The sequence below is a fragment of the Ancylobacter polymorphus genome, assembly GCF_022836935.1.
Lineage (GTDB): Bacteria > Pseudomonadota > Alphaproteobacteria > Rhizobiales > Xanthobacteraceae > Ancylobacter > Ancylobacter polymorphus_A.
The window spans coordinates 3,783,009-3,804,664 of record NZ_CP083239.1 but is presented as its reverse complement, the minus strand read 5'-3'; the positions used below and the strand labels follow the sequence as shown (position 1 = coordinate 3,804,664).

Annotated in this window: 14 protein-coding genes; 9 read left to right on the top strand and 5 right to left on the bottom strand. The window is 67.5% G+C overall.

Going from position 1 to position 21,656, the window contains the following annotated elements:
• Nucleotides 1-112: 112 nt before the first annotated feature.
• Entirely contained in the window at nt 113-2,908 is a 2,796-nt protein-coding gene (locus K9D25_RS18230; protein WP_244377081.1) for an Rne/Rng family ribonuclease, read from the bottom strand.
• 753 nt (nt 2,909-3,661) lie between these two features.
• Between K9D25_RS18230 and K9D25_RS18225 the strand changes: the two genes are divergently transcribed.
• Both K9D25_RS18225 and K9D25_RS18220 read left to right on the top strand, forming a co-directional pair.
• Nucleotides 3,662-4,951, top strand: coding sequence for an N-acetylmuramoyl-L-alanine amidase (locus K9D25_RS18225; RefSeq protein ID WP_244377079.1), 1,290 nt, complete (start codon nt 3,662-3,664; stop codon nt 4,949-4,951).
• Nucleotides 4,952-5,068: 117 nt separating this feature from the next.
• Nucleotides 5,069-7,507, top strand: a complete 2,439-nt coding sequence (locus K9D25_RS18220; RefSeq protein WP_244377077.1) for a penicillin-binding protein 1A — start codon at nt 5,069-5,071, stop codon at nt 7,505-7,507.
• Between the two features lie 18 nt (nt 7,508-7,525).
• Here K9D25_RS18220 and K9D25_RS18215 read toward each other — a convergent pair whose 3' ends face one another.
• Nucleotides 7,526-8,143 carry a glutathione S-transferase family protein gene (locus tag K9D25_RS18215; RefSeq protein WP_244377075.1) on the bottom strand — a complete coding sequence of 206 codons (618 nt, stop codon included), beginning with the start codon at nt 8,141-8,143 and terminating at the stop codon, nt 7,526-7,528.
• 176 nt (nt 8,144-8,319) lie between these two features.
• On the opposite strand from K9D25_RS18215, the gene prfB reads away from it, so the two are divergent.
• The gene (gene prfB, locus K9D25_RS18210; RefSeq protein WP_244377073.1) at nt 8,320-9,450 is read left to right on the top strand and encodes a peptide chain release factor 2; all 1,131 of its coding nucleotides are present in this window, start codon (nt 8,320-8,322) and stop codon (nt 9,448-9,450) included.
• Between the two features lie 37 nt (nt 9,451-9,487).
• On the opposite strand, the gene K9D25_RS18205 is transcribed toward prfB, so the two are convergent.
• Nucleotides 9,488-9,955 (bottom strand): peroxiredoxin, encoded by a 468-nt coding sequence (locus K9D25_RS18205; RefSeq protein WP_244377071.1) that lies wholly within the window; start codon nt 9,953-9,955, stop codon nt 9,488-9,490.
• A gap of 186 nt (nt 9,956-10,141) precedes the next feature.
• Here K9D25_RS18205 and K9D25_RS18200 point away from each other — a divergent pair, with 186 nt between their 5' ends.
• Nucleotides 10,142-13,717 (top strand): AsmA-like C-terminal region-containing protein, encoded by a 3,576-nt coding sequence (locus tag K9D25_RS18200; protein WP_244377069.1) that lies wholly within the window; start codon nt 10,142-10,144, stop codon nt 13,715-13,717.
• A 133-nt stretch (nt 13,718-13,850) separates the two neighbouring features.
• Here K9D25_RS18200 and tyrS read toward each other — a convergent pair whose 3' ends face one another.
• Complete coding sequence (tyrS, locus tag K9D25_RS18195) at nt 13,851-15,110, bottom strand: tyrosine--tRNA ligase (protein WP_244377067.1); 1,260 nt, start codon at nt 15,108-15,110, stop codon at nt 13,851-13,853.
• Nucleotides 15,111-15,217: 107 nt separating this feature from the next.
• Here tyrS and K9D25_RS18190 point away from each other — a divergent pair, with 107 nt between their 5' ends.
• Complete coding sequence (locus K9D25_RS18190) at nt 15,218-16,381, top strand: anhydro-N-acetylmuramic acid kinase (RefSeq protein WP_244377065.1); 1,164 nt, start codon at nt 15,218-15,220, stop codon at nt 16,379-16,381.
• Between the two features lie 169 nt (nt 16,382-16,550).
• Entirely contained in the window at nt 16,551-16,919 is a 369-nt protein-coding gene (locus K9D25_RS18185) for a hypothetical protein (RefSeq protein ID WP_244377063.1), read from the top strand.
• 80 nt (nt 16,920-16,999) lie between these two features.
• Here the strand turns inward: K9D25_RS18185 and K9D25_RS18180 are convergent, their stop codons facing one another.
• Entirely contained in the window at nt 17,000-17,665 is a 666-nt protein-coding gene (locus tag K9D25_RS18180) for an alpha/beta hydrolase (protein WP_244377061.1), read from the bottom strand.
• 337 nt (nt 17,666-18,002) lie between these two features.
• On the opposite strand from K9D25_RS18180, the gene K9D25_RS18175 reads away from it, so the two are divergent.
• The 3 genes from K9D25_RS18175 (at nt 18,003) to sufC (ending at nt 21,646) form a co-directional block, all read left to right on the top strand.
• Entirely contained in the window at nt 18,003-19,172 is a 1,170-nt protein-coding gene (locus K9D25_RS18175) for a cysteine desulfurase family protein (protein WP_244377059.1), read from the top strand.
• 114 nt (nt 19,173-19,286) lie between these two features.
• The gene (gene sufB, locus K9D25_RS18170) at nt 19,287-20,759 is read left to right on the top strand and encodes a Fe-S cluster assembly protein SufB (RefSeq protein ID WP_244377057.1); all 1,473 of its coding nucleotides are present in this window, start codon (nt 19,287-19,289) and stop codon (nt 20,757-20,759) included.
• 122 nt (nt 20,760-20,881) lie between these two features.
• Nucleotides 20,882-21,646 carry a Fe-S cluster assembly ATPase SufC gene (gene sufC, locus K9D25_RS18165; protein ID WP_244377055.1) on the top strand — a complete coding sequence of 255 codons (765 nt, stop codon included), beginning with the start codon at nt 20,882-20,884 and terminating at the stop codon, nt 21,644-21,646.
• The last annotated feature ends 10 nt before the right edge of the window (nt 21,647-21,656 follow it).

Sequence of the window (21,656 nt, the reverse complement as noted above, 5' to 3'; positions counted from 1 at the left end):
CGCCGGCCGAAACGAAAGGTGAAAAGAAAACGGCGCCGTGCGGCGCCGTCTTCGCTTTCAGGGCCGGAGAAGCGCAGATGCGCCTCGCCTCACCACCATCAGGTATCGGCGATCACTCGCCGAATATCTTGCGCTGCCACCAGCCGGTGCGGCGCGGGCGGTCGGGCTCCGGGGCCGGAGCAGCAGGAGCGGGTGCCTCCTCAGCCGGCGGCGCCTCCACCGGCGCCGGCTCGGCGGCAACGGCCGGTTCCGGCGCGCTTTCCGCGACCGGGGCTTCCGGCGCCGCCGCTTCCACGGGCGCCGCGCTCACGCTTTCGCTCACCGTATCGCCTTCCACCGCGACCGGCGCCTTCTCGCGCACCGTCGAACGGCGGCGGCGGGGCTTGGGCTTCGCCTCGGCAGCTTCCGCCGCCTCGGCCGTCGGCGCTTCCGCTGCAGGGGCTTCTGCGACAGGAGCTTCGGTGGCCGGCACGGCCTCCGTGCTGGCCTCGGCTGCCGCCGCCTTGGTACGGCGTCCGCCGCCGCGACGGCCGCGACGCGGCTTCTCGTCCTCGACGGGCGCGGCGGCCGCAGCGGCCTCGGTCACGACTTCAGGGGCCGGTTCCGCCGCAGCAATGTCCTGCGCCTCGGCCGGCGTGATCGCCGCGTCCGCGGGCAGAGCCTCGGCCGGCGCGTCGGTCGCCGGCACGTCGGTTGCCGGGACCTGGGCGACAGTCTCGGCCGTCACCTCGTCCGCGACCACGGTGGTCTCGGCGGGCTCATCGCCCTCGCCGTCCTCGCCTTCATCCTCGAACTCGACGCCGGACATGTCCGAACCGGTCTCGCCCTCGGCATGGCGCTCGCCATTCTCGCCATTGCCGCCACCGCCGCGCCGACGCCGGCGCCGACGGCGCCGACGGCGCCCGCCTTCGCCGGACGTGTCGCCGGAGGCCGTGGGTGCCGCGTCGCGGCTCTCGCCGGCCTCGGGCTCGGCGGCGGCTTCAACCGGCGCCTCGGTCTCGATCTCGTCCTCGCTCTCCTCGCCGACGATCTCGTCCTCCGGCTCGAACACCAGCTCGGGCGGACGCGGCAGCGGGATCGGGTTCGGCACCGCGTCGCCCTTGTCGATGGCGAAGGGGGTGAGCCCGGTCAGCGACGGGTCGGCCGCGATGGTGATCAGCACGCCGAAGCGCTCTTCCAGCTCGTGCAGATGCGCGCGCTTGTGGTTGAGCACATAGAGCGCGTTTTCCGCGCGGGTGCGGATGATCAGGTTATGCGTGTTGGAGCGCTGGAGAATGTCCTCGGCGCCGCGCAGCATCTGCAGCGCGACCGACGCGGACGAGCGCACATGGCCGGTGCCGCCGCAATGCGGGCACACCTCGGTGGAGGATTCGAGCACGCCGGTGCGGATGCGCTGGCGGCTCATCTCCATCAGGCCGAAATGCGAGATGCGGCCGAGCTGGATGCGGGCGCGGTCGTTCTTCAGGCAGTCCTTGAGCTTGCGCTCCACCGCCCGGTTGTTGCGCTTCTCGTCCATGTCGATGAAGTCGATCACGACAAGGCCGGCAAGGTCGCGCAGGCGCAGCTGGCGGGCCACCTCCTCGGCGGCCTCCAGATTGGTCTTCAGCGCCGTGTCCTCGATATTGTGCTCACGGGTCGAGCGCCCGGAGTTCACGTCGATGGAGACCAGCGCTTCGGTCGGGTTGATGACGAGATAGCCGCCAGACTTCAGCTGCACCTGCGGCAGGAACATCGCGTCGAGCTGGCTCTCCACCCCAAAGCGGGTGAACACCGGTTGCAGATCCTTGTAGATCTTCACGTTCTTCGCATGGCTCGGCATGAGCATGCGCATGAAGTCTTTGGCCTCGCGGTAGCCGTCCTCGCCGGCGACGAGAACCTCGTCGATGTCCTTGTTGTAGAGATCGCGGATGGAGCGCTTGATCAGCGAGCCTTCCTCATAGACCAGCGACGGTGCGGTGGAGCCCAGAGTAAGCTCGCGCACATTCTCCCACAGGCGCAGGAGATATTCGAAGTCGCGCTTGATCTCCGGCTTGGTGCGGTTGGCGCCGGCGGTACGCAGGATGACGCCCATGCCCTCCGGCACTTCGAGGTCGGAGGCGACCTCCTTGAGCCGCTTGCGGTCCTCGGCCGAGGTGATCTTGCGGGAGATGCCGCCGCCGCGCGCCGTGTTGGGCATCAGCACCGAATAGCGGCCGGCGAGCGAGAGATAGGTGGTGAGCGCCGCGCCCTTGTTGCCGCGCTCTTCCTTGACCACCTGCACCAGCATCACCTGCCGGCGCTTGATCACTTCCTGGATCTTGTAGGTGCGGGCCCGGCCGCGCGGCGGGGCGCGCTCCGGCATTTCTTCCATGGCGTCGTCGGAGCCGACCTCGTCGACGATCTCTTCCTCGTCGGCGATCTCCTCGACCTCGCCGCCCTCGCCACCGCCTTCTTCATCGGACGAGCGGCGACGGCGCGAACGCCGCGCCGGGGCGGCGTCGCCCTCGGTCTCGCCGGCGGTTTCGGTCGTGGCTTCCTCGGAAACGCTCTCGTCGCCCTCGGCGGACTTGGCGGCGCCGCGCGGCCGGCGGGGACGGCCCTTGGGCTTGTCCTCGTTCTCGGCTTCGGCGTCGCGCCGCTGCTGGCGCTCTTCCTCAGCCAGCAGGGCCTGCCGGTCGGCGACCGGGATCTGGTAATAATCGGGATGGATCTCGCTGAAGGCGAGGAATCCATGCCGGTTGCCGCCATATTCGACGAAGGCGGCCTGGAGGGAAGGTTCTACCCGCGTGACCTTGGCGAGGTAGATGTTGCCGCGCAGCGGCTTGCGATTGGCGGCTTCGAAGTCGAATTCCTCGACTCGGTTGCCGCGCACCACCACCACCCGAGTCTCCTCGGGATGGGTGGCGTCGATGAGCATCTTGTTGGCCATTGAACTCTCATATGGGGCAGCGGCCGCGTCGACGTCGCCAGCGACGCCGGACGGCTCGGACCGTGCCAGTAAGCGGAAACTGAAAGCGCGAAGGGGATGCGGCGGGCAGGACGGGGAGCCTCGCAGGCGGGGCGCCGACGCGGTGCGCAGGTCGCGGGCCTGCGGGCAGGTGCGTAGCGGTGAACCGCCTTGCGCACGAGACCCACACTTGCCGGCTGACGCATCATCGTTGGTTGCCGTCCTTACACGACCGAACAGGGCGAGCCGCGACCGCACGCGGTCCGGCTCACGTCAGATGGCCGCGAAAACCGTGGGACACGACACGGCGAAAAGCACCGCGCGCAAGCCCCACGTCCAATCGTCCGTGAATGACGAAACCGGACCGCGTTCCCCGGGCGCGCAGTCATGACGACCGCCGAGGCACGGCTACGGGTCCTGAACGGAAATCGCGCCTTGTGCCGGGCCCACCATCGCTGGATAGCCCTTCGCCGCAGGGGCCGCGAAAGCCGGACGTCGACGAGCGACCGGAATGCGAACCATATGCATGCTCTTAATAGCGGCACGCATGGCGATTTGGCAAGGATCGCGTCCGACATGCCGCGCGCTGGGCGTTGCCCGCCGGCCACGCCCGCCCGGCGAAACGGGGCCGGGCGCAAGGGCCGGTTAACCCTTCCTGCGTAATTCGCTAGAAAGGCGGGGCACGCGCTCCACCTTCGTGGCGGACAACCGGGACATGAGGAGACACGGGCAGCCATGGCGTGGCCAAGGGGTATGCGGACGATCTGGCTGGCGGTGGCGCTCACGCTGCTGTCGGCGTGGTTCTCCACGTCCCATGCCGCCGGTGCCAGCGAGCCGGTGGTGGCGAGTGATGCGCGCCTCGCTGGCGACGACCAGCGCACAAGGCTGGTGATCGACCTCTCGCGCTCGGTGCCGCTCGGCGCCTTCACCCTCGCCGATCCCTATCGCGTCGTCATCGACATTCCCGATGTCATCTTCGCCCTGCCAGCCTCGGCAGGGCAGGAGGGGCGGGGCCTCGTCTCGGCCTATCGCTTCGGCCTGTTCGCGCCGGGCAAGGCGCGCATCGTGCTCGACGCGACGGCACCGGTGAAGGTCGACAAGGCCTTCGTGCTCGATCCCATGGACGACCAGCCGGCACGGCTCGTGATCGATCTCGTCAAGACCGACCGCGCCAGCTTCTTGCAGGCGGCGGCCGCCCCCCAGCGCGCTACGGACCAGCCGGACATGCCGCAGGCCGAGGCCGCCGTTGCCGGCGATACGCGTCCGGTCATCGTGCTCGACCCCGGCCATGGCGGCATTGACGCTGGCGCGGTGAACGCCAAGTTCGGCGTCAATGAGAAGCAACTGGTCCTTGTCATCGCCCGCCAGCTGCAGCGGCGGCTTGACGACACCGGCCGCTACCGCGTGCTGATGACCCGCACCAAGGACACCTATGTCTCGCTCGGCCAGCGCGTGCGCTTCGCCCGGGAAAACGGCGCCCGGCTGTTCATCTCGCTGCACGCCGATTCGCTCGGCTCGAAGGACGGCGATGTGCGAGGGGCGACGATCTACACCATCTCCGACCGCGCCTCCGATGCCGAATCGCAGCGCCTCGCGGATTCGGAAAACAAGGCCGATCTCATCGCGGGAATTGACCTTTCCGAGGAGCCGGCGGATGTCGCCGGCATCCTGTTCGACCTCGCCCAGCGTGAAACGCGCAACTTTTCCTCGCTTTTTGCCCGCAGCCTGGCGGGGAGCGTCAGCGGCGTGGCGCGGATGCATAAATCGCCGTTGAAATCGGCTGGCTTCAAGGTGTTGAAGGCGCCGGACGTGCCCTCCGTTCTGTTCGAACTCGGCTATCTCTCCAGCGCCAAGGACCTCGAACTCATGACATCGGCCGCGTGGCAGGCTAGTGTCACCGAGGCTATGGTCGTGGCGATCGATGCCTATTTCGCCGCTCAGGGACCCGTCGAGGGTTCCCCCGTGGCTCTGCCGGTCAGCGCGGGCCGGACAGGCGGCGACCCCCTGGCCGCGACCGTGCCTTGAACGGTCGCGATTAGGCCATAGTTGCCGCGCACACGCTGCCCTTAGGGCGACGACGGACACTGGACTCGCATCGTGCTGGCGCGCGGTGGCGTCCTCAGCTTATGGGGGCCTGGCCGCATGCGGCTGCTTCTGCGGTTTCTGGGTTTCATGTTCGCGCTGGGCACGATCGTCTTCGTGGTCGGCGGCGCGGCGGCCGGCTATTTTGCGTGGAAGTTCTCGCAGGACCTGCCGGACTACAGCCAGCTGCAGAATTACGAGCCGCCGGTCATGACCCGCGTTCACGCGGCGGACGGCTCGCTGCTGGCCGAATATGCCCGCGAGCGCCGGCTCTATCTGCCGATCCAGAACATTCCGCCGCTGGTGAAGGAAGCCTTCATCTCCGCCGAGGACAAGAACTTCTATTCCCATGGCGGCATCGATCTCACCGGCATCGGTCGCGCGGTCTATGCCTTCGTGCAAAATTACGGCTCCGGCCGCCGCCCGCAGGGCGCCTCCACCATCACCCAGCAGGTAGCGAAGAACTTCCTTCTCACCAACGAGGTCTCCATCGACCGTAAGGTGAAGGAGGCGCTGCTGGCGCTGCGCATGGAGCGCGCGTATTCCAAGGACAAGATCCTCGAACTCTATCTGAACGAGATCTATCTCGGCATTGGCTCCTATGGCGTCGCCGCCGCCTCGCTGCTCTATTTCGACAAGTCGGTTTCCGAGCTGACCATCGCCGAGGCTGCCTATCTCGCCGCCCTGCCCAAAGGACCGAACAATTATCACCCGTTCCGCCGCCACGACGCCGCCGTCGAGCGCCGCAACTGGGTGATCGACCGCATGGCCGAGAACGGCTACATCACCGAGCAGCAGGCCGAGGAGGCGAAGAAGACCGACCTCGCCGTCACCGTGCGTCCAACGGGCGCCCACATCTTCTCCGCCGAATACTTCGCCGAGGAAGTGCGCCGCGAGATCTTCGAGCGCTATGGCGAGGACAAGCTCTATGGCGGCGGCCTGTCGGTGCGCACCACGCTCAACCCCAAGCTCCAGCAATATGCCAAGCAGGCGCTGCTCGATGGTCTGACCCGCTACGACGAACAGCGCGGCTTCCGTGGCCCGGTGACCCGCATCGAGACCACGGGCGACTGGGGCGCGCGCCTTGCGGATGTGCGCACCTTCACGGACATTCCCTGGCGCCTCGCCGTGGTGCTCGATTCCGACGCCAAGGGAGCGCGCATCGGCCTACAGCCGCAGCGCGACCGTTCCGGCGTGCTGAGTTCCCAGCGCGATGTCGGCATGATCACCGCCGACGGCGCCAAATGGGCGGTCCGTAACGCCAAGGGCGGCGTGGCGGGCGTGCTCAAGCCCGGCGATGTCGTCTATGTCGAGCCGGTCGACGGCAAGCCCGACCAGTGGCGCCTGCGCCAGCAGCCGCAGATCGAGGGCGCACTGGTGGCTATGGACCCCTCCACCGGCCGCGTGCTCGCCATGGCGGGCGGATTCTCCTTCGACGAAAGCCAGTTCAACCGCGCCACCCAGGCGATGCGCCAGCCCGGCTCGTCCTTCAAGCCCTATGTCTATGCGGCCGCGATCGACAATGGCTACACGCCGTCCAGCGTGATCATGGACGCGCCGTTCGAACTCGCCCAGCAGGGGCAGGCGACGTGGCGGCCGGAGAATTATTCCGGCAAGTTCTACGGGCCGCAGACCCTGCGCTTCGGCATTGAGCAGTCGCGTAACGTGATGACGGTGCGGCTCGCCAATGATCTCGGCATGCCGCTGATCGTGGAATACGCCAAGCGCTTCGGCGTCTCCGACAATCTGCTCCCCGTGCTCTCCATGTCGCTCGGCGCCGGCGAGACCACGGCGCTGCGCATGGCCGGCGGCTATTCCATGTTCGCCAATGGCGGCAAGCGCATCAAGCCGACGCTGATCGACCGCGTGCAGGACCGCTACGGCAAGACCATCTACCGTCACGACGAGCGCGAATGCCGCGGCTGCGACGCTGCCGGCTGGCAGGGCCAGAGCGAGCCGGTGCTGGTCGACCGCCGCGAGCAGGTGCTCGACCCGATGACCGCCTACCAGATCACCTCGATGCTGGAAGGCGTGGTCCAGCGCGGCACCGGCACGGCGCTGAAGGTGCTCGGCAAGCCGATCGCCGGCAAGACCGGTACCACCAACGAGGAAAAGGACGCCTGGTTCGTCGGCTACACGCCGGAACTCGTCGTTGCGGTCTATCTCGGCTTCGACACGCCCAAGCCCATGGGCAAGGGCTCGACCGGCGGCCTGATCGCCGCCCCGGTCGTGCGCGACTTCATGAAGCTGGCTCTGGCCGACCGTCCGGCGGTGCCGTTCCGCGTGCCGCCCGGCATCAAGCTGATCCGCATCAACCCGAAGACCGGTCTGCGCGCCGGGCCGGGCGAAGCGTCCATCCTTGAAGCCTTCAAGCCCGGCACCGCGCCGCCGGACAGCTATTCGATCATCGGCGCCACCGATGCGGCGGGTAATCCGATCGGCATCAACCCGGATGCCGACCGCGCGGTCGGTGCCAGTGGCACGGGCGGGCTCTACTGAGCCGCGCCCGTCGGCGCCTCAGCCATCATAGGGCCAGGCTTTGAACGCCTCCTGCGCCTCGGCGCGGGCGGCGAGCCGGGCCACGGCCGGGAAGGCGTCGGCCGGCATCACCTCGGGGATCATCCGTGTGGTGAAGGTCCAGGCGATGGCGGCGGTGATGTCGGCCTGAAGCGGGCTCGCCCCGAACAGCCAGCCTTCTGTGGTGCCGATCTCGTCTTCCAGCAGGCGATAGGCGGCGAAGAGCTGTTCCTTCACCCGGTCGAGCCAGGGCTGGTGCAGCTTCTCTGCTGGGCGCAGCTGATGCTCATAGACGATCTGCACGCTCTTCTCGCAGGCGGCGAGCGCCAGCCCGATGATGCGCTGCGCGCGGGCATGGTCGGCGAGATCGGTCGGCGCGAGCGAGCGGCCGGGCGCCGCCAGCTTCTCGGCATGTTCGAGGATGAGGGTCGAGTCCATCAGCACCACGCCGGCATCGGTCACCAGGGACGGGGCCTTCACCACCGGGTTGATCTCCTGGAACCGGGGGTAATGACGGAACACCGACACGGATTCATGGGTGAAAGGCAGGCCGAGAGTGGTGAGCGACACCGCCACGCGGCGCACATAGGGCGAATCGAGCATGCCGACGAGGTGCATCGGACGTTCCTTCTTGCAGTGAGGGCCGCATCCTAGAACCGCTGTGGTCCCCCGCAAGCCACCCGCAACGCATTGGCACCGCACCTCGCGCCGCCAAGCGGGCACCGGGGCGTTTACACCATGGGGCAACGCCTCTATTTTCCGCCGCCTTCAACGTCCTATCGAGAGTAGCCATTATGCGCGCCGAGCTCGCCGCGAGCGTCGACGAAATCCGGGAAGCCGCAAAGTTGCTGCGGCAGCACATCGATTTCGACCGTTCCAAGGCCCGCCTTGCCGAGCTGAACGCGCTCGCCGAGGACCCGAATCTGTGGAACGATCCCGAGCGCGCGCAGAAGCTGATGCAGGAGCGCGGCACGCTGGAGGACGGTCTCGGCGCGCTGGAGCGCATCGAGCGCGAACTGGCCGACAATGTCGAGCTGATCGAGATGGGCGAGGCCGAGGGCGACGCCTCCATCGTCGATGAGGCCGCTGCGGCTCTGGTCAAGCTGAAGGCCGAGGTGGCGCGCCGACAGCTCGAAGCGCTGCTGTCGGGCGAAGCGGATGCCAATGACAGCTATCTCGAAGTCCATGCCGGTGCCGGCGGCACCGATAGCCAGGACTGGGCGCTGATGCTGCTGCGCATGTACACGCGCTGGGCGGAAGGGCGCGGCTTCAAGGTGGAACTGGTGGACGAGCAGGCGGGCGAGACTGCCGGGCTCAAATCCGCGACCATTCTGGTGAAGGGCCACAATGCCTATGGCTGGATGAAGACCGAGGCCGGGGTGCACCGGCTGGTGCGCATCTCGCCCTTTGATTCCAACGCCCGCCGCCAAACCTCTTTCGCCAGCGTCGACGTGTATCCCGTCATCGACGACCGCATCGTCGTCGACATCAAGGAAAGCGACCTGCGCATCGACACGATGCGCTCCGGCGGCGCGGGCGGCCAGCACGTCAACAAGACCGAATCCGCGGTGCGCTTCACCCATATTCCCACCGGCATCGCCGTGGTGGCGCAGGGCGACCGTTCCCAGCACAAGAACCGCGCCACGGCGTGGGAGATGCTGCGTGCTAAGCTCTACGAGATCGAGCTGAAGAAGCGCGAGGCGCAGGCCGCCGCCGACCAGGCCGCCAAGACCGATATCGGCTGGGGCCACCAGATCCGCTCCTATGTGCTCCAGCCCTATCAGCTGGTGAAGGACCTGCGCACCGGTGTCACCTCGGGCACCCCGCAGGAGGTGCTCGACGGCGATCTCGATCCGTTCATGGAAGCGGCGCTGGCGCAGCGCGCCTATGGCGGCGGGCCGGCCAGCGTCGAGGATGTGGACTGAGGGCAGAGGCGGGGCGCGCGCTGCGCCCCGCCGCGCCTCACAGTGCCTGCGCCGCCGCCAGAACCTCTTCGGCATGGCCGGCGACCTTCACCTTTGGCCAGACCCGCGCGACCTTGCCCTCGGCGTCGATCAGCACGGTGGTGCGCTCCACGCCCATATACTTCTTGCCGTACATGGATTTCTCCGCCCACACGCCATAGGCTTCGAGCATGGCGTGGTCCTCATTGCCGGCGAGCGGGAAGGTCAGTCCCTCCTTGGCGCGAAACTTGGCGAGCGCCTTGTCCGGATCGGGCGAGACGCCGACCACGAGCGTGCCGGCCGCGTCGAAATCCGCCTTCAGCCGGTTGAAATCATGCGCTTCCACCGTGCAGCCGGAGGTGCCGGCCTTGGGGTAGAAATAAAGCACCAGCTTTCGGCCCCGGCAGCCGGCGAGCGACAGCACCTCGCCCGAATCGGTGGTCAGAGTGAAGTCAGGTGCAGGGGCGCCTACGGCAATCTCGGTCATGTGCCTTCCTTTCGGCGTGTTTGGGGGTGATCGGCAGGGGGAACGGTGCTGAGGGGGAGGCCCATGACGCGCCGGCCGCCAATTGTGCCGGGCGAACAGCACGATGTCAGCATGGGCGTGGATAAGCTGTCGCCGCCCGCCGCGCACACGGGCATTATGCCTCGAAGTCAAGGATTCGTGCCGTAGATGAGAGAACAGACGACGCACAGGTCGCCAACGGCCGGCAAGCGCCAGGTGAAGCGCCTTCGCGTCAAGCGGCCGCCCAGGGCCTGCGCGGCGCCCGCGCGCCGACGGCGCTGGTTGCGGCTGTGCGCCTGGTCGGGCGGCTCGGTCTTCCTCATCGCTGCGGCGACCATTGCCGGCGTCTATCTGCTGTTCAGCGCCGGCATTCTCACCGTCGACATGGCGCGGCCCTATGTCGAGCGCACGCTGGAGGCGCGTCTCGGCGCCGGGCGCACGGTGCAAATCGGCGCCATCATCGCCGAGCGGGCGAAAAGCGGCGGCATTGTGCTTCACGCCAACGACATCACCGTGCGCGACGACGATGGCGACCTCATTGCCACCGCGCCGCAGGCCGAAGTCGCGCTGCAGGACAGCTGGCTTCCTTGGCTGATGCAGCCGGAACGGGTCGATCTGGTCGGCGTGCGGCTGAACGTGTTCATCGACGCGGAGGGCCAGCTCGCCATCTCCACCGAGGCCAACGCCCCGGACGGCGCCCGCGCGCAGCCCAAACTCCTCGCCACCGTGCCGACGGCCGAGCCCGCCGCGGCGGCGCCCGCCGAGGCGACGGCTCCGACCGATCCCGGCGAACCCGTCACGCCCGGCGAACCCGCCACGGTGCCGGACGCACCAGTGGCGACGCCGTTCGGGCCGCTGCGCATCGCCAGCCTTGCTGCGCTCGCCCGTCAGTTCGACCAAGGCGGGCTTGATGGCGGCACGCTGAGCGAAATCGGCCTCAAGGAAGGCATCGTCGTCATCCGCAACGAGGTCAGCGGGCGCGAATGGACCTTCGACGATATCGACCTGTCGCTGTCGCGGCCGGCGGCGGGGGGTGTCACCTTCGATATCAAAGCCGGCGGCATGGACGGGCCCTGGTCGGCGCGCGCCACGCTCGGCGCGCTGGTGGAGGGCCGGCGCGATCTCGAATTGCAGGTGCGGGACCTCGCGCCGCGCGATCTCCTGATCGCCGCCGGCAAGGCGGGGGGCGATATTCTCGCCACCTCGCCGCTGTCCGCGGACCTTTCCGCCACCATCGATGCGCGCGGCGTGGTGCTCGCCACCAGGGGCCGGCTGGCCGCCGGTGCCGGCGAATTGCAGCTCGGCTCCGACGCGGAAGGGCGGATGCTGATCGACGAGGCGGTGGTCGCCTTCACCCTCGATCCGGCGGCGCGGCGGATCAACCTCACCTCGGTGACAGCGCAGGCCGGTCCCTTCGCCATGGACCTTGCCGGAACGGTGGACATTCCCGCCGATCGTGCCGGTCTGTGGCGGCTGCACACCCAGGCGGCGCGCGCCAGTTTCCTTGGTGGCGGGCCGCATCAGAACGAGGTGCCCCCCTTCGTGCTGGACGACATCGTGATCGATCTCTCCTTCGATCCGGTGGCGCAGCGCGCCAGCATCGACCGTGGCGACCTCAAGGGGCCGCAGGGCGGGATCACCCTCGGCGGGGCGCTGGAACTTGCCGGGCCGACACCCTCGCTGTCCATGAACGTCAATGCGACGCCGATGACAGCTACGTCGCTGATCCGGCTGTGGCCGGCCGTGGCAGCCCCGGCGCCGCGCAAATGGGTCTATGATCATCTGATCTCCGGCGATGTCAGCCAGGCCAGCATCTTCTTCAACGCGCCGCTGGACTCGATCGGCAAGAAGGACAACCCGCTCGCCGATGACGGGCTGAACATTGCCATCACCGGCACCAGGGGACGCTTCGTCCCGGTGCCCGGCCTGCCGCCGGTCATCGATGCCGATGTGGTGGTCAAGATCACCGGCCGCACGGCGCATGTGTCGGTGGCGAAGGCGGCGATGGAGACGCCTGGCCAACGCCGGCTGGAGATCGCTGAAAGCATCTTCGACATTTCCGACACCGCTCCGCCCAAGCCGGAGGCGAAGGTTCAGGTCAAGGTGAGCGGTCCGGCGGCCGCGGCCATCGAACTGGCGGGCATCCCGCCGCTGCGCGGGCCGACCTATGTGCCGATCGACCCGCAGGCCGTCTCCGGTACGGTCGACGGTACGGCGCAGATCAGCGTGAAGCTGTCCGACAACATCCAGCCTTCCGATATCGACTATGCGTTCGACGCCACGCTGGAGGACTTCGCCGCCGCCAAGATGGTGTTCAACCAAAATCTCACCGACGCCACGGTGCGGGCCTTCGTGACCCAGGCGGCGACGGTGGCGCGCGGCGAGGGCAAGTTCGGCGGTGCCCCGGCGAGCTTCGAGTACAACCGCCCCGCTACGGGGGATGTCACCTTCGCCGTTGCCGCCTCGCTCGACGATTCCGCGCGGCAGAAGCTCGGCTTCGAACTGCCGGGCATGGCGGGCCCGCTCGGCGTCAAGCTCGCCGGCGTGGTCGGTGCCAAAGTGAAAACGGTGGATGTCGAACTCGACCTCACCAAGACCAAGCTGGTCGACCTTGTGCCGGGTTGGACCAAGCCCGCCGGCAAGGCGGCCAAGATGACCGCCAAGGCCCACATCACCGATAAGGTCACCCGGCTCGACGATCTCGTGGTCAGCGGGCAGGGGGTCGACATACGCGGCACGGTGGACCTCGATCCCAAGGGAGGCGTGCTGAGCGCCAACCTGCCGACCTTCAAGCTCGCCGATGGTGACAAGGCAAATCTGAAGCTGGAGAATGTCGACGGTACCTACAAGGTGACGGTGCGCGGCGACGTGATCGAAGCCCGCGCCTTCCTCAAGCAGCTCACCGACACGCCGCCCAGCGGGCCCGGCACGGCGCGGCCGCCCGATGTCGATCTCGACGTGAAGCTCGGCGTGGTCGCCGGCAATAATGGCGAGACGATGCGCGACCTCGTGCTGGTGCTCTCGCGCCGCGGGGGCGAGCTGCGCAGCTTTTCACTTGGCGCGCTCGTCGGCCGTTCCGGCGGCGTGACCGGCGAGCTGAGAACGCAGGGCAATGGCCGCCCGCAGCTGCGCGTGGCCACCAGCGATGCGGGGGCGCTGCTGCGCTTCATCGATCTCTATCCGAAGATCCAGGGCGGCGACCTCTGGGTCGATGTCGACGCCCCCGGTGGCGGCCGGCCGCAGAGCGGCGTGATCAATGTGCGCGATTTCGTCATCCGTGGCGAAGCGGGCCTCGACCGGCTGATCGCCGCCGCGCCGCAGACGGTGCGCGACGGACGCCCGCAGCCGGGATCGGCCATCGCCTTCCGCAAATTGCAGGTCAATTTCCAGCGCTCGGCGCAGCAGATCACCCTGCGCGATGGCGCCATCTGGGGGCCGTCCATCGGCTCGACCTTCGACGGCACGCTCGATCTCGCCAATGACCGCGTGTCGGTGCGTGGCACCTATGTGCCGGCCTATGGGCTGAACAATCTGTTCAGCCGGCTGCCGGTCGTCGGCTTCTTCCTCGGCGGCGGGCCGAATGAGGGGCTGGTCGGCGTGACCTATGAAATCGTCGGCCCGGTGTCGGGCCCGACGTTGCGGGTCAACCCGATCTCGGCGGTGGCGCCGGGCTTCCTGCGCAAGATCTTCGAATTCCGCCAGGCGCCGGACCCGACCCCGCCGGCGGTGGTTCCGACGCGGTAGGCCATTCAGGGCGTCATCCCGGCCGCAGCGCAGCGAAGAGCCGGGATCGCTCCCCGCTATTGGCATGCGATCCCGGATCGGCCTCCGGCCGTCCGGGATGACAGGCGATGGCGGGCGCGGTCCGCCTTGCCACCTAAACCGGCTTCAGCAGCACATGCTTCTTCTTGCCAAGCGAGAGCTTGATGACGCCCTCCGGGGTGAGGTCGCGCTCGCTCAGCACCGCCTTGTCGTCGGTGACGGTGGCGTCGTTCACCTTCAGCCCGCCGCCCTTCACCTGGCGCCTCGCCTCGCCATTGGAGGCGACGAGACCGGTTTTCTCGGCGAAGGCGGCGAGCACGCCGATGCCGCCCGCCAGTTCCGCCGCCGGCACTTCCACGGTCGGCAGGTCGGCGGCGATGCCGCCTTCCTCGAAGGTTTTGCGCGCGGTTTCGGCGGCAGCGTCCGCCGCCGCGCGCCCGTGCAGCAGGGCGGTAATCTCGGTGGCGAGCAGCTTCTTCACCTCGTTGATCGCCGAGCCCTTTGCCTCCTGCGCCAGACGGGCGATCTCGCCCATCGGCAGGGTGGTGTAGAGCTTGAGGAAGCGCTCGACATCCGCGTCTTCGGTGTTGCGCCAGTACTGCCAGAACTCGTAAGGGCCGAGCATGTCGGCGTTCAGCCACACCGCGCCATTGACCGACTTGCCCATCTTGGCGCCGGAAGCGGTGGTAAGCAGCGGCGAGGTCAGCGCGTAGAGCTGCTTGGTGCCCATGCGGTGGCCGAGGTCGATGCCGTTGACGATGTTGCCCCACTGATCCGAGCCGCCCATCTGCAGCCGCACATCGTAGCGCTTGGCCAGTTCGACGAAGTCATAGGCCTGCAGGATCATGTAGTTAAATTCGAGGAAGGACAGCGACTGCTCGCGGTCGAGCCGCGTCTTCACGCTGTCGAAGGACAGCATGCGGTTGACCGAGAAATGACGGCCGACATCGCGCAGGAATTCGAGATAGTTGAGATCGCGCAGCCAATCGGCATTGTTGATCATCAGCGCGTCGGTCGGGCCCTCGCCATAGGTGAGGTAGTTGGAGAACACGCGCTTGATCGAGGCGATGTTGGCCTCGATCGTCTCAACCGTCATCAGCTGACGGGCATCGTCCTTGAAGGACGGATCGCCCACCATGCCGGTGCCGCCGCCCATCAGCGAGACGGCGCGGTGGCCGGTTTTCTGCAGCCAGTGCAGCATCATGATCTGGATGAGCCCGCCCGCATGCAGGCTCGGCGCGGTGGGATCGAAGCCGATATAGGCCGTCACCGTTTCCTTGGCGAAGAGAGCGTCGAGCCCCTGTTCATCGGAGATCTGATGAATGAAGCCGCGCTCGCTGAGGGTGCGGAGGAAATCGGATTTGAAGCTGCTCATCTCGGCCCTGCGGACATCAACGCCATGTTAGGATTGGCCGGTCATGTATCAGCTTCCCGCCGCGAACGCACCCCGGACGGTGGGCGCAGGACGCGGGAGGACGCGCGGTGAAGGCGATCGGGCTGATGAGCGGCACCTCGCTCGATGGGGTCGACGTGGCCCTGATCGACACCGATGGCGAGGCGGTCGCCGCCTTCGGTCCCGCGTCGACCTATCCCTACAGCGCGCAAGACCGCGCCCTGTTCGTTGCTGCGCTGGAGCAAGCGCGCACGCTGACCGACCGTGACGCCCGCCCGGGTGTCCTCGCCGAGGCGGAAGCGCTCCTCACCACACGGCACGCGCAGGCGCTGGACGCCTTTTTTGCGGCGCATAAGCAGCATCGGGACGTGGCCGCCATCGGCTTTCACGGCCAGACGGTGCTGCACCGGCCGGAGATCGGGCTCACGGTTCAGATCGGCGACGGGCCGGCGCTGGCGCGGGCCGTGCGCGCAATGACCGGCGCGCCGGGGCCGACGCTGGTCTACGACCTGCGCGCCGCCGATGTCGCGGCCGGCGGGCAGGGGGCGCCGCTGGTGCCGGTCTATCACCGCGCGCTGGCGCGGGGGCTGGCGGAGAAAGGCCCTCTGCTGGTGCTCAATCTCGGCGGCGTCGCCAACATCACCTATCTCGACGGGGATGCCGATCCGATCGCCTGCGACACCGGCCCAGCCAATGCGCTGCTCGATGATTTCATGCAGGCGCGCACCGGCGCGCCGCTCGACCGCGACGGCGCCATGGCCGCCGCCGGCACGGTGGACGAGGCCGCGTTGGCCCAGCTGCTCGACCATCCCTTCTTCGCGCAGCGTCCGCCGAAATCGCTCGACCGCAATGATTTCCGCGTCTGGGTGGCGGAGCGGGGCGGGCTTGCGGCGATGAGCACCGCCGATGGTGCCGCGACGCTGACGGCGCTAAGCGCCGCCTGTGTCGCCGCCGTGCTGCCGCATCTGCCGCGCCGGCCGGAGCTCCTGATCGCGGCGGGGGGAGGGGCGCATAACCCGACGCTGCTGCGCATGCTCGGCAAGCGCCTCGGGTTGCGCGTGCTGACCGCGGAGGCCGTCGGCTGGTCCACCGATGCGCTGGAAGCGCAGGCCTTCGGCTTTCTCGCCGTGCGGGCGCTGCGCGGCCTGCCACTGAGCTTTCCCACCACAACAGGCGTGCCGGCGCCTCTGACCGGCGGCCGGGCGATCGCGGCGGCGTCAAGAGAAGCTGAAGGCGTCATTCAGAAAAATTGAATACGCGACACAGAATGTCGCAGTATGCCTGAAATGCAATGGTGCGATGCGCAATCTGATGATGCGGTGCACAATATTCCATGTAGTTTGAGGGCTCCCGGAAGTCCGGCTCGCCAGGCAGGCAGCTTCCTCTTCAACACGCCTGGACAGAAACTTTGGAGCCTTCGACATGCGCAGCCTCAGCCGCGATATCCTGCCGCTTGCCGTCGCCGGCGGCCTCATCGCCGTCGCCGTCATCGCCCCCGTCCGTGCCGCCGACAAGGTTGCCGGCCTGAAGCCGGCCACCGCCCAGACGATCAATATCGGCTATGTGAATGGCGTTGCGTATTACACCCCGCAGAATGACGGCTATCACGTCGTCGCCACGCTGAGCGTCGCCGGTGGCGCCCCCGTCCGCGTTGCCGCCACGCTAAAGCCCGATCAGGCGGTCAGCGTCTCCGTGCCCGGTGCCGTCGACACGGCGGCGAGCATCGTCGAGATCGCCCGCGAGGGCGACGTGATCACGGTCACCAACCCGCCGCGTCTCGTGCTGAACTGATCCCCCGCCGTCTTCCGCAAAAGCAAAAGCCCGGCGCGTGCTGCGCCGGGCTTTTTCGTGTCTGGGCCGAGACTGACGCCTCAGGCGGCGCTGGTCTTCTTGGCGGTATCGGGCAGGCGCTTGTCGAGATAGGCGCCGACGACTTCCATCAGCTCCTCGGTCTTGCCGTCGAAGAAGTGGTTCGCGCCCGGCACGGTCTGTTGATCGATGACGATGCCCTTCTGCGTCTTCAGCTTCTCCACGAGGCCGGTGACGGCGGAGAACGGCACCACCGCATCCTTGTCGCCATGCACGAACAGGCCGGAGGACGGGCAGGGGGCGAGGAAGGAGAAGTCGTAGAGATTCGCCGGCGCGGCGATGGAGATGAAGCCTTCCACCTCCGGGCGACGCATCAGCAGCTGCATGCCGATCCAGGCGCCGAAGGAGAAGCCGGCGATCCAGCAGGCGCGCGCATCCGGGTTGATCGACTGCGCCCAGTCCAGCGCTGCGGCGGCATCCGCCAGCTCGCCCTGACCGTGGTCGAACGCGCCCTGGGAGCGGCCGACGCCACGGAAGTTGAAGCGCAGCGTCGAGAAGCCCCGGTTCACGAACTGGTAGTAGAGATTATAGACGACCGGGTTGTTCATCGTGCCGCCGAACTGGGGGTGCGGGTGCAGGATGATGGCGATGGGCGCGTGGCGCTGCTTGGCCGGCTGGTAGCGGCCTTCCAGCCGCCCCTTCTCGCCGGTGAAGATGACCTCAGGCATGAAGTTCGAGACCTTGACTGCGGCGGGGCAAGGCGAATGTGGTCCGGTGGGCCGCTGAACCCGTACCGGATTGCGTCCCGAAAGACCGCCTTACCGCATGCGCCTTGACGACCTGGGGCGGGAGCCCTAACTTATTAGAATAATTCTAAACATCAACGTCAAGTTGCGGTTGCGTCGCAGTCAACCAGCGCGCGACCGAAAGCCCAACGAAGAAGACGGGACGGTCAGCTATGACGGACGGCGCCTGAATTTGCAAGCATTAGCCGAAGGGAAGGGGCAGACGCCGCCGCGCCTTCCTATATAGGAGACGGAAAAGGAACTGCGAGCCTCCGGACCCATGAACGCACGCACCTATCTCGATCATAACGCGACCTCGCATGTGCGCCCGGAAGCGCGGGAGGCGTTGCTGGCGGCACTCGACGCCACTGGCAACGGCTCTTCCGTGCATGCTGAAGGGCGTGCCGCGCGCGGCACGATGGATGCGGCGCGGGCACGGGTGGCGGCTCTGGTGGGCGCGAATTCGTCGGGCGTGGTTTTCACCTCCAGCGGCACGGAGGCGGACGCACTGGCGCTGACGCCCGACTACCGGCGCGGTGACACGCCTCTCATCTTCGACGCGCTGCTGGTGAGCGCGGTGGAGCACGCGGCCGTTCTGCGCGGTCATCGCTTCGCGCCGGAGCAGGTCGAGGTTCTGCCCGTGGATGCGCGTGGAAGGCTGCGGCTCGACGGGCTCGACGCGGCGCTGGCGCGCCACGCCGCCGCCGGGCGTCGGGTGCTGCTGTCGCTCATGGTGGCGAATAATGAGACGGGCGTGTTGCAGCCGGTGGCGGAAGCCGCCCGCCGCGCCCATGAGCAGGGCGCCCTGGTCCACACCGATGCCGTGCAGGCGGCGGGGCGCATTCCGCTCTCCATGTCGGCACTCGGCGTCGATCTGATGTCGGTGTCCGCGCACAAGCTTGGCGGCGCGCCGGGGGCGGGGGCGCTCATCCTCGCCGACCCGGATCTGCGCCCCGCCCCGCTGATCGGCGGCGGTGTGCAGGAGCGTGGCCGGCGGGCGGGCAGCGAGAACGTGCCCGCCATCGCCGCCTTCGGCGCGGCGGCCGAGCGCGCGGGCGCTTCTGTGGACGCCGACGGCGTGCGCATCAATGGCTTGCGCGAGCGGCTTGAAGACGCTCTAAGGAGCGAGTTTCCCGAGCTTGTCCTGCTCGTGGGCGATGTCGACCGGCTGCCGAACACCTCCTGTTTCGCGCTGCCGGGCGTTCCGGCCGAGACCACTGTGATCGCCCTCGATCTCGCGGGCCTCGCGGTGAGCGCCGGCGCCGCCTGCTCGTCAGGCAAGGTCGCGGCCTCGCATGTGCTGGGGGCGATGGGCGTGCCCGAGCGTATTGCGCGTTCCGCGTTCCGCCTGTCCTTCGGCTGGTCGAGCGGGGAAGAGGATGTCGACCGGGCGCTCGGCGTGTTTCGCCGGGTGTTGCCCGGTCTTTTGCGTCGCCGCGCGGCGGCGTGAAGCAAGGCGCCGCCGGTGGGCGGCGAGACGGCGCGGGAGCGGCTTCGGCAGCGCCTGCGGAATGGTTGACCTGACCCGCGGGCCTTGACCCCGCGTGGGAGAGGAGATGAGACGATGCCGGCCGTACAGGAGACAGTGGACCAGGTCCGCTCCCTTGATGTCGATCAGTACAAGTACGGGTTCTTTACCGAGATCGAGTCCGAAAAGGCCCCCAAGGGCCTGACCGAGGATACGGTCCGCTTCATCTCGGCGAAGAAGAACGAGCCCGAATGGCTGCTGGAATGGCGGCTCGACGCCTTCCGTCGCTGGCAGACCATGCGCGAGCCGGACTGGGCGCGGGTGAGCTACCCGCCCATCGATTATCAGGACCTCTATTACTATTCCGCGCCCAAGGCGAAGGAAGCGCTGTCGATCGACGATATCGACCCGGAGATTCTCGCCACCTACGAGAAGCTCGGTATCCCGCTGCGCGAGCGCGATGCGCTGCTCGGCATCGAGAGCGGCGCCACCAAGGTGGCGGTCGACGCGGTGTTCGATTCGGTCTCGGTGGCGACCACCTTCAAGGAGGAACTGGCCCGGGCCGGCGTCATCTTCATGCCGATCTCGGAGGCGGTGCGTGAGCATCCCGAGCTGGTGAAGAAGTATCTCGGCTCGGTCGTTCCGGTGACCGACAACTATTTCGCCACGCTGAATTCGGCGGTGTTCTCCGACGGGTCGTTCGTCTATGTGCCCAAGGGCGTGCGCTGCCCGATGGAGCTCTCGACCTATTTCCGCATCAATGAGCGCAACACCGGCCAGTTCGAGCGCACGCTCATCATCGCCGATGAAGGCGCCTATGTGAGCTATCTCGAAGGCTGCACCGCGCCGATGCGCGACGAGAACCAGCTGCACGCCGCCGTGGTCGAGCTGGTGGCGCTGGACGACGCCGAGATCAAATACTCGACGGTGCAGAACTGGTATCCCGGCGACAAGGACGGCAAGGGCGGCATCTTCAACTTCGTCACCAAGCGCGGCGACTGCCGCGGCGACCGCTCGAAGATCTCGTGGACGCAGGTGGAAACCGGCTCGGCCATCACCTGGAAGTACCCGAGCTGCATCCTGCGCGGCGACAATTCCCAGGGCGAGTTCTACTCCATCGCCATTTCCAACGGGCGCCAGCAGGTCGATAGCGGCACCAAGATGATCCATCTCGGCAAGAACACGTCGAGCCGCATCATCTCCAAGGGCATCGCCGCGGGCTATTCCGACAACACCTATCGCGGCCTCGTCACCGCCCACCGCAAGGCCACCGGCGCGCGCAACTTCACCAATTGCGACAGCCTGCTCATCGGCGACAAGTGCGGCGCGCACACCGTGCCCTATATCGAGTCGAAGAACTCTTCCGCCCAGTTCGAGCACGAGGCCACCACCTCGAAGATCTCCGACGACCAGCTGTTCTACTGCCGCCAGCGCGGGCTCGATCCGGAAGAAGCGACGGCGCTGATCGTCAACGGCTTCGTCAAGGACGTGCTGCAGCAGCTGCCGATGGAATTCGCGGTGGAAGCGCAGAAGCTGATCGCGGTGAGCCTCGAAGGCTCGGTAGGCTAAGAGCCCCGTACTCGTCATCCCGGACGCGGCGCCGCCGCGCTCCGGGATCGCTCGCAGATTTCAGCGCGCTCCCGGCTCACCTCTGCCGCCGGTCGACGCGCCCCAGACACGGAACAGATGACATGGCTATGCTCGACATCGACAATCTCCACGCCAAGATCGACGGCGAACACGGCAAGGAGATCCTCAAGGGCCTCTCGCTGAAGGTGAACCCGGGCGAGGTCCACGCCATTATGGGGCCGAACGGCTCCGGCAAGTCGACCCTCTCCTATATCCTCGCCGGCAAGGAGGATTATGAGGTCACGGACGGTTCGGTCACCCTCGACGGCGAGGACCTGCTGGCGATGGAAATCGACGAGCGCGCCGCCAAGGGCGTGTTCCTCGCCTTCCAGTATCCGGTGGAAGTGCCCGGCGTCGCCACCATGACCTTCCTGCGCGCCTCGCTGAACGCGCAGCGCAAGAAGCGCGGCGAGGCCGAGGTCTCCACGCCCGATTTCCTGCGTCTGGTAAAGGACAAGGCCGCTCATCTCGGCATCAATCAGGACATGCTGAAGCGCGGCGTCAATGTCGGCTTCTCCGGCGGCGAGAAGAAGCGCGCCGAGATCCTGCAGATGGCGATCCTGGAGCCGAAGATCTGCGTGCTCGACGAGACCGATTCCGGCCTCGACATCGACGCGCTTAAAGTCGTCTCCGACGGCGTCAACGCCCTGCGCTCGCCCGACCGGGCGATGATCGTCATCACCCACTATCAGCGCCTGCTCAACCACATCGTGCCCGATTTCGTGCATGTGATGAACAAGGGCCGCATCGTGCGCTCCGGCGGCAAGGAGCTGGCGCTGGAACTCGAAGCCAATGGCTATGCCGAGTACCAGCAGGACGCGGCGTGAGGTGGCTGAC

Bases quoted from the DNA above. Each gene is read 5' to 3' on its own strand.
- K9D25_RS18230 (WP_244377081.1), bottom strand. From the start codon at position 2,908: ATGGCCAACAAGATGCTCATCGACGCCACCCATCCCGAGGAGACTCGG.
- K9D25_RS18225 (WP_244377079.1), top strand. From the start codon at position 3,662: ATGGCGTGGCCAAGGGGTATGCGGACGATCTGGCTGGCGGTGGCGCTC.
- K9D25_RS18220 (WP_244377077.1), top strand. From the start codon at position 5,069: ATGCGGCTGCTTCTGCGGTTTCTGGGTTTCATGTTCGCGCTGGGCACG.
- K9D25_RS18215 (WP_244377075.1), bottom strand. From the start codon at position 8,143: ATGCACCTCGTCGGCATGCTCGATTCGCCCTATGTGCGCCGCGTGGCG.
- prfB (WP_244377073.1), top strand. From the start codon at position 8,320: ATGCGCGCCGAGCTCGCCGCGAGCGTCGACGAAATCCGGGAAGCCGCA.
- K9D25_RS18205 (WP_244377071.1), bottom strand. From the start codon at position 9,955: ATGACCGAGATTGCCGTAGGCGCCCCTGCACCTGACTTCACTCTGACC.
- K9D25_RS18200 (WP_244377069.1), top strand. From the start codon at position 10,142: ATGAGAGAACAGACGACGCACAGGTCGCCAACGGCCGGCAAGCGCCAG.
- tyrS (WP_244377067.1), bottom strand. From the start codon at position 15,110: ATGAGCAGCTTCAAATCCGATTTCCTCCGCACCCTCAGCGAGCGCGGC.
- K9D25_RS18185 (WP_244377063.1), top strand. From the start codon at position 16,551: ATGCGCAGCCTCAGCCGCGATATCCTGCCGCTTGCCGTCGCCGGCGGC.
- K9D25_RS18180 (WP_244377061.1), bottom strand. From the start codon at position 17,665: ATGCCTGAGGTCATCTTCACCGGCGAGAAGGGGCGGCTGGAAGGCCGC.
- K9D25_RS18175 (WP_244377059.1), top strand. From the start codon at position 18,003: ATGAACGCACGCACCTATCTCGATCATAACGCGACCTCGCATGTGCGC.
- sufB (WP_244377057.1), top strand. From the start codon at position 19,287: ATGCCGGCCGTACAGGAGACAGTGGACCAGGTCCGCTCCCTTGATGTC.
- sufC (WP_244377055.1), top strand. From the start codon at position 20,882: ATGGCTATGCTCGACATCGACAATCTCCACGCCAAGATCGACGGCGAA.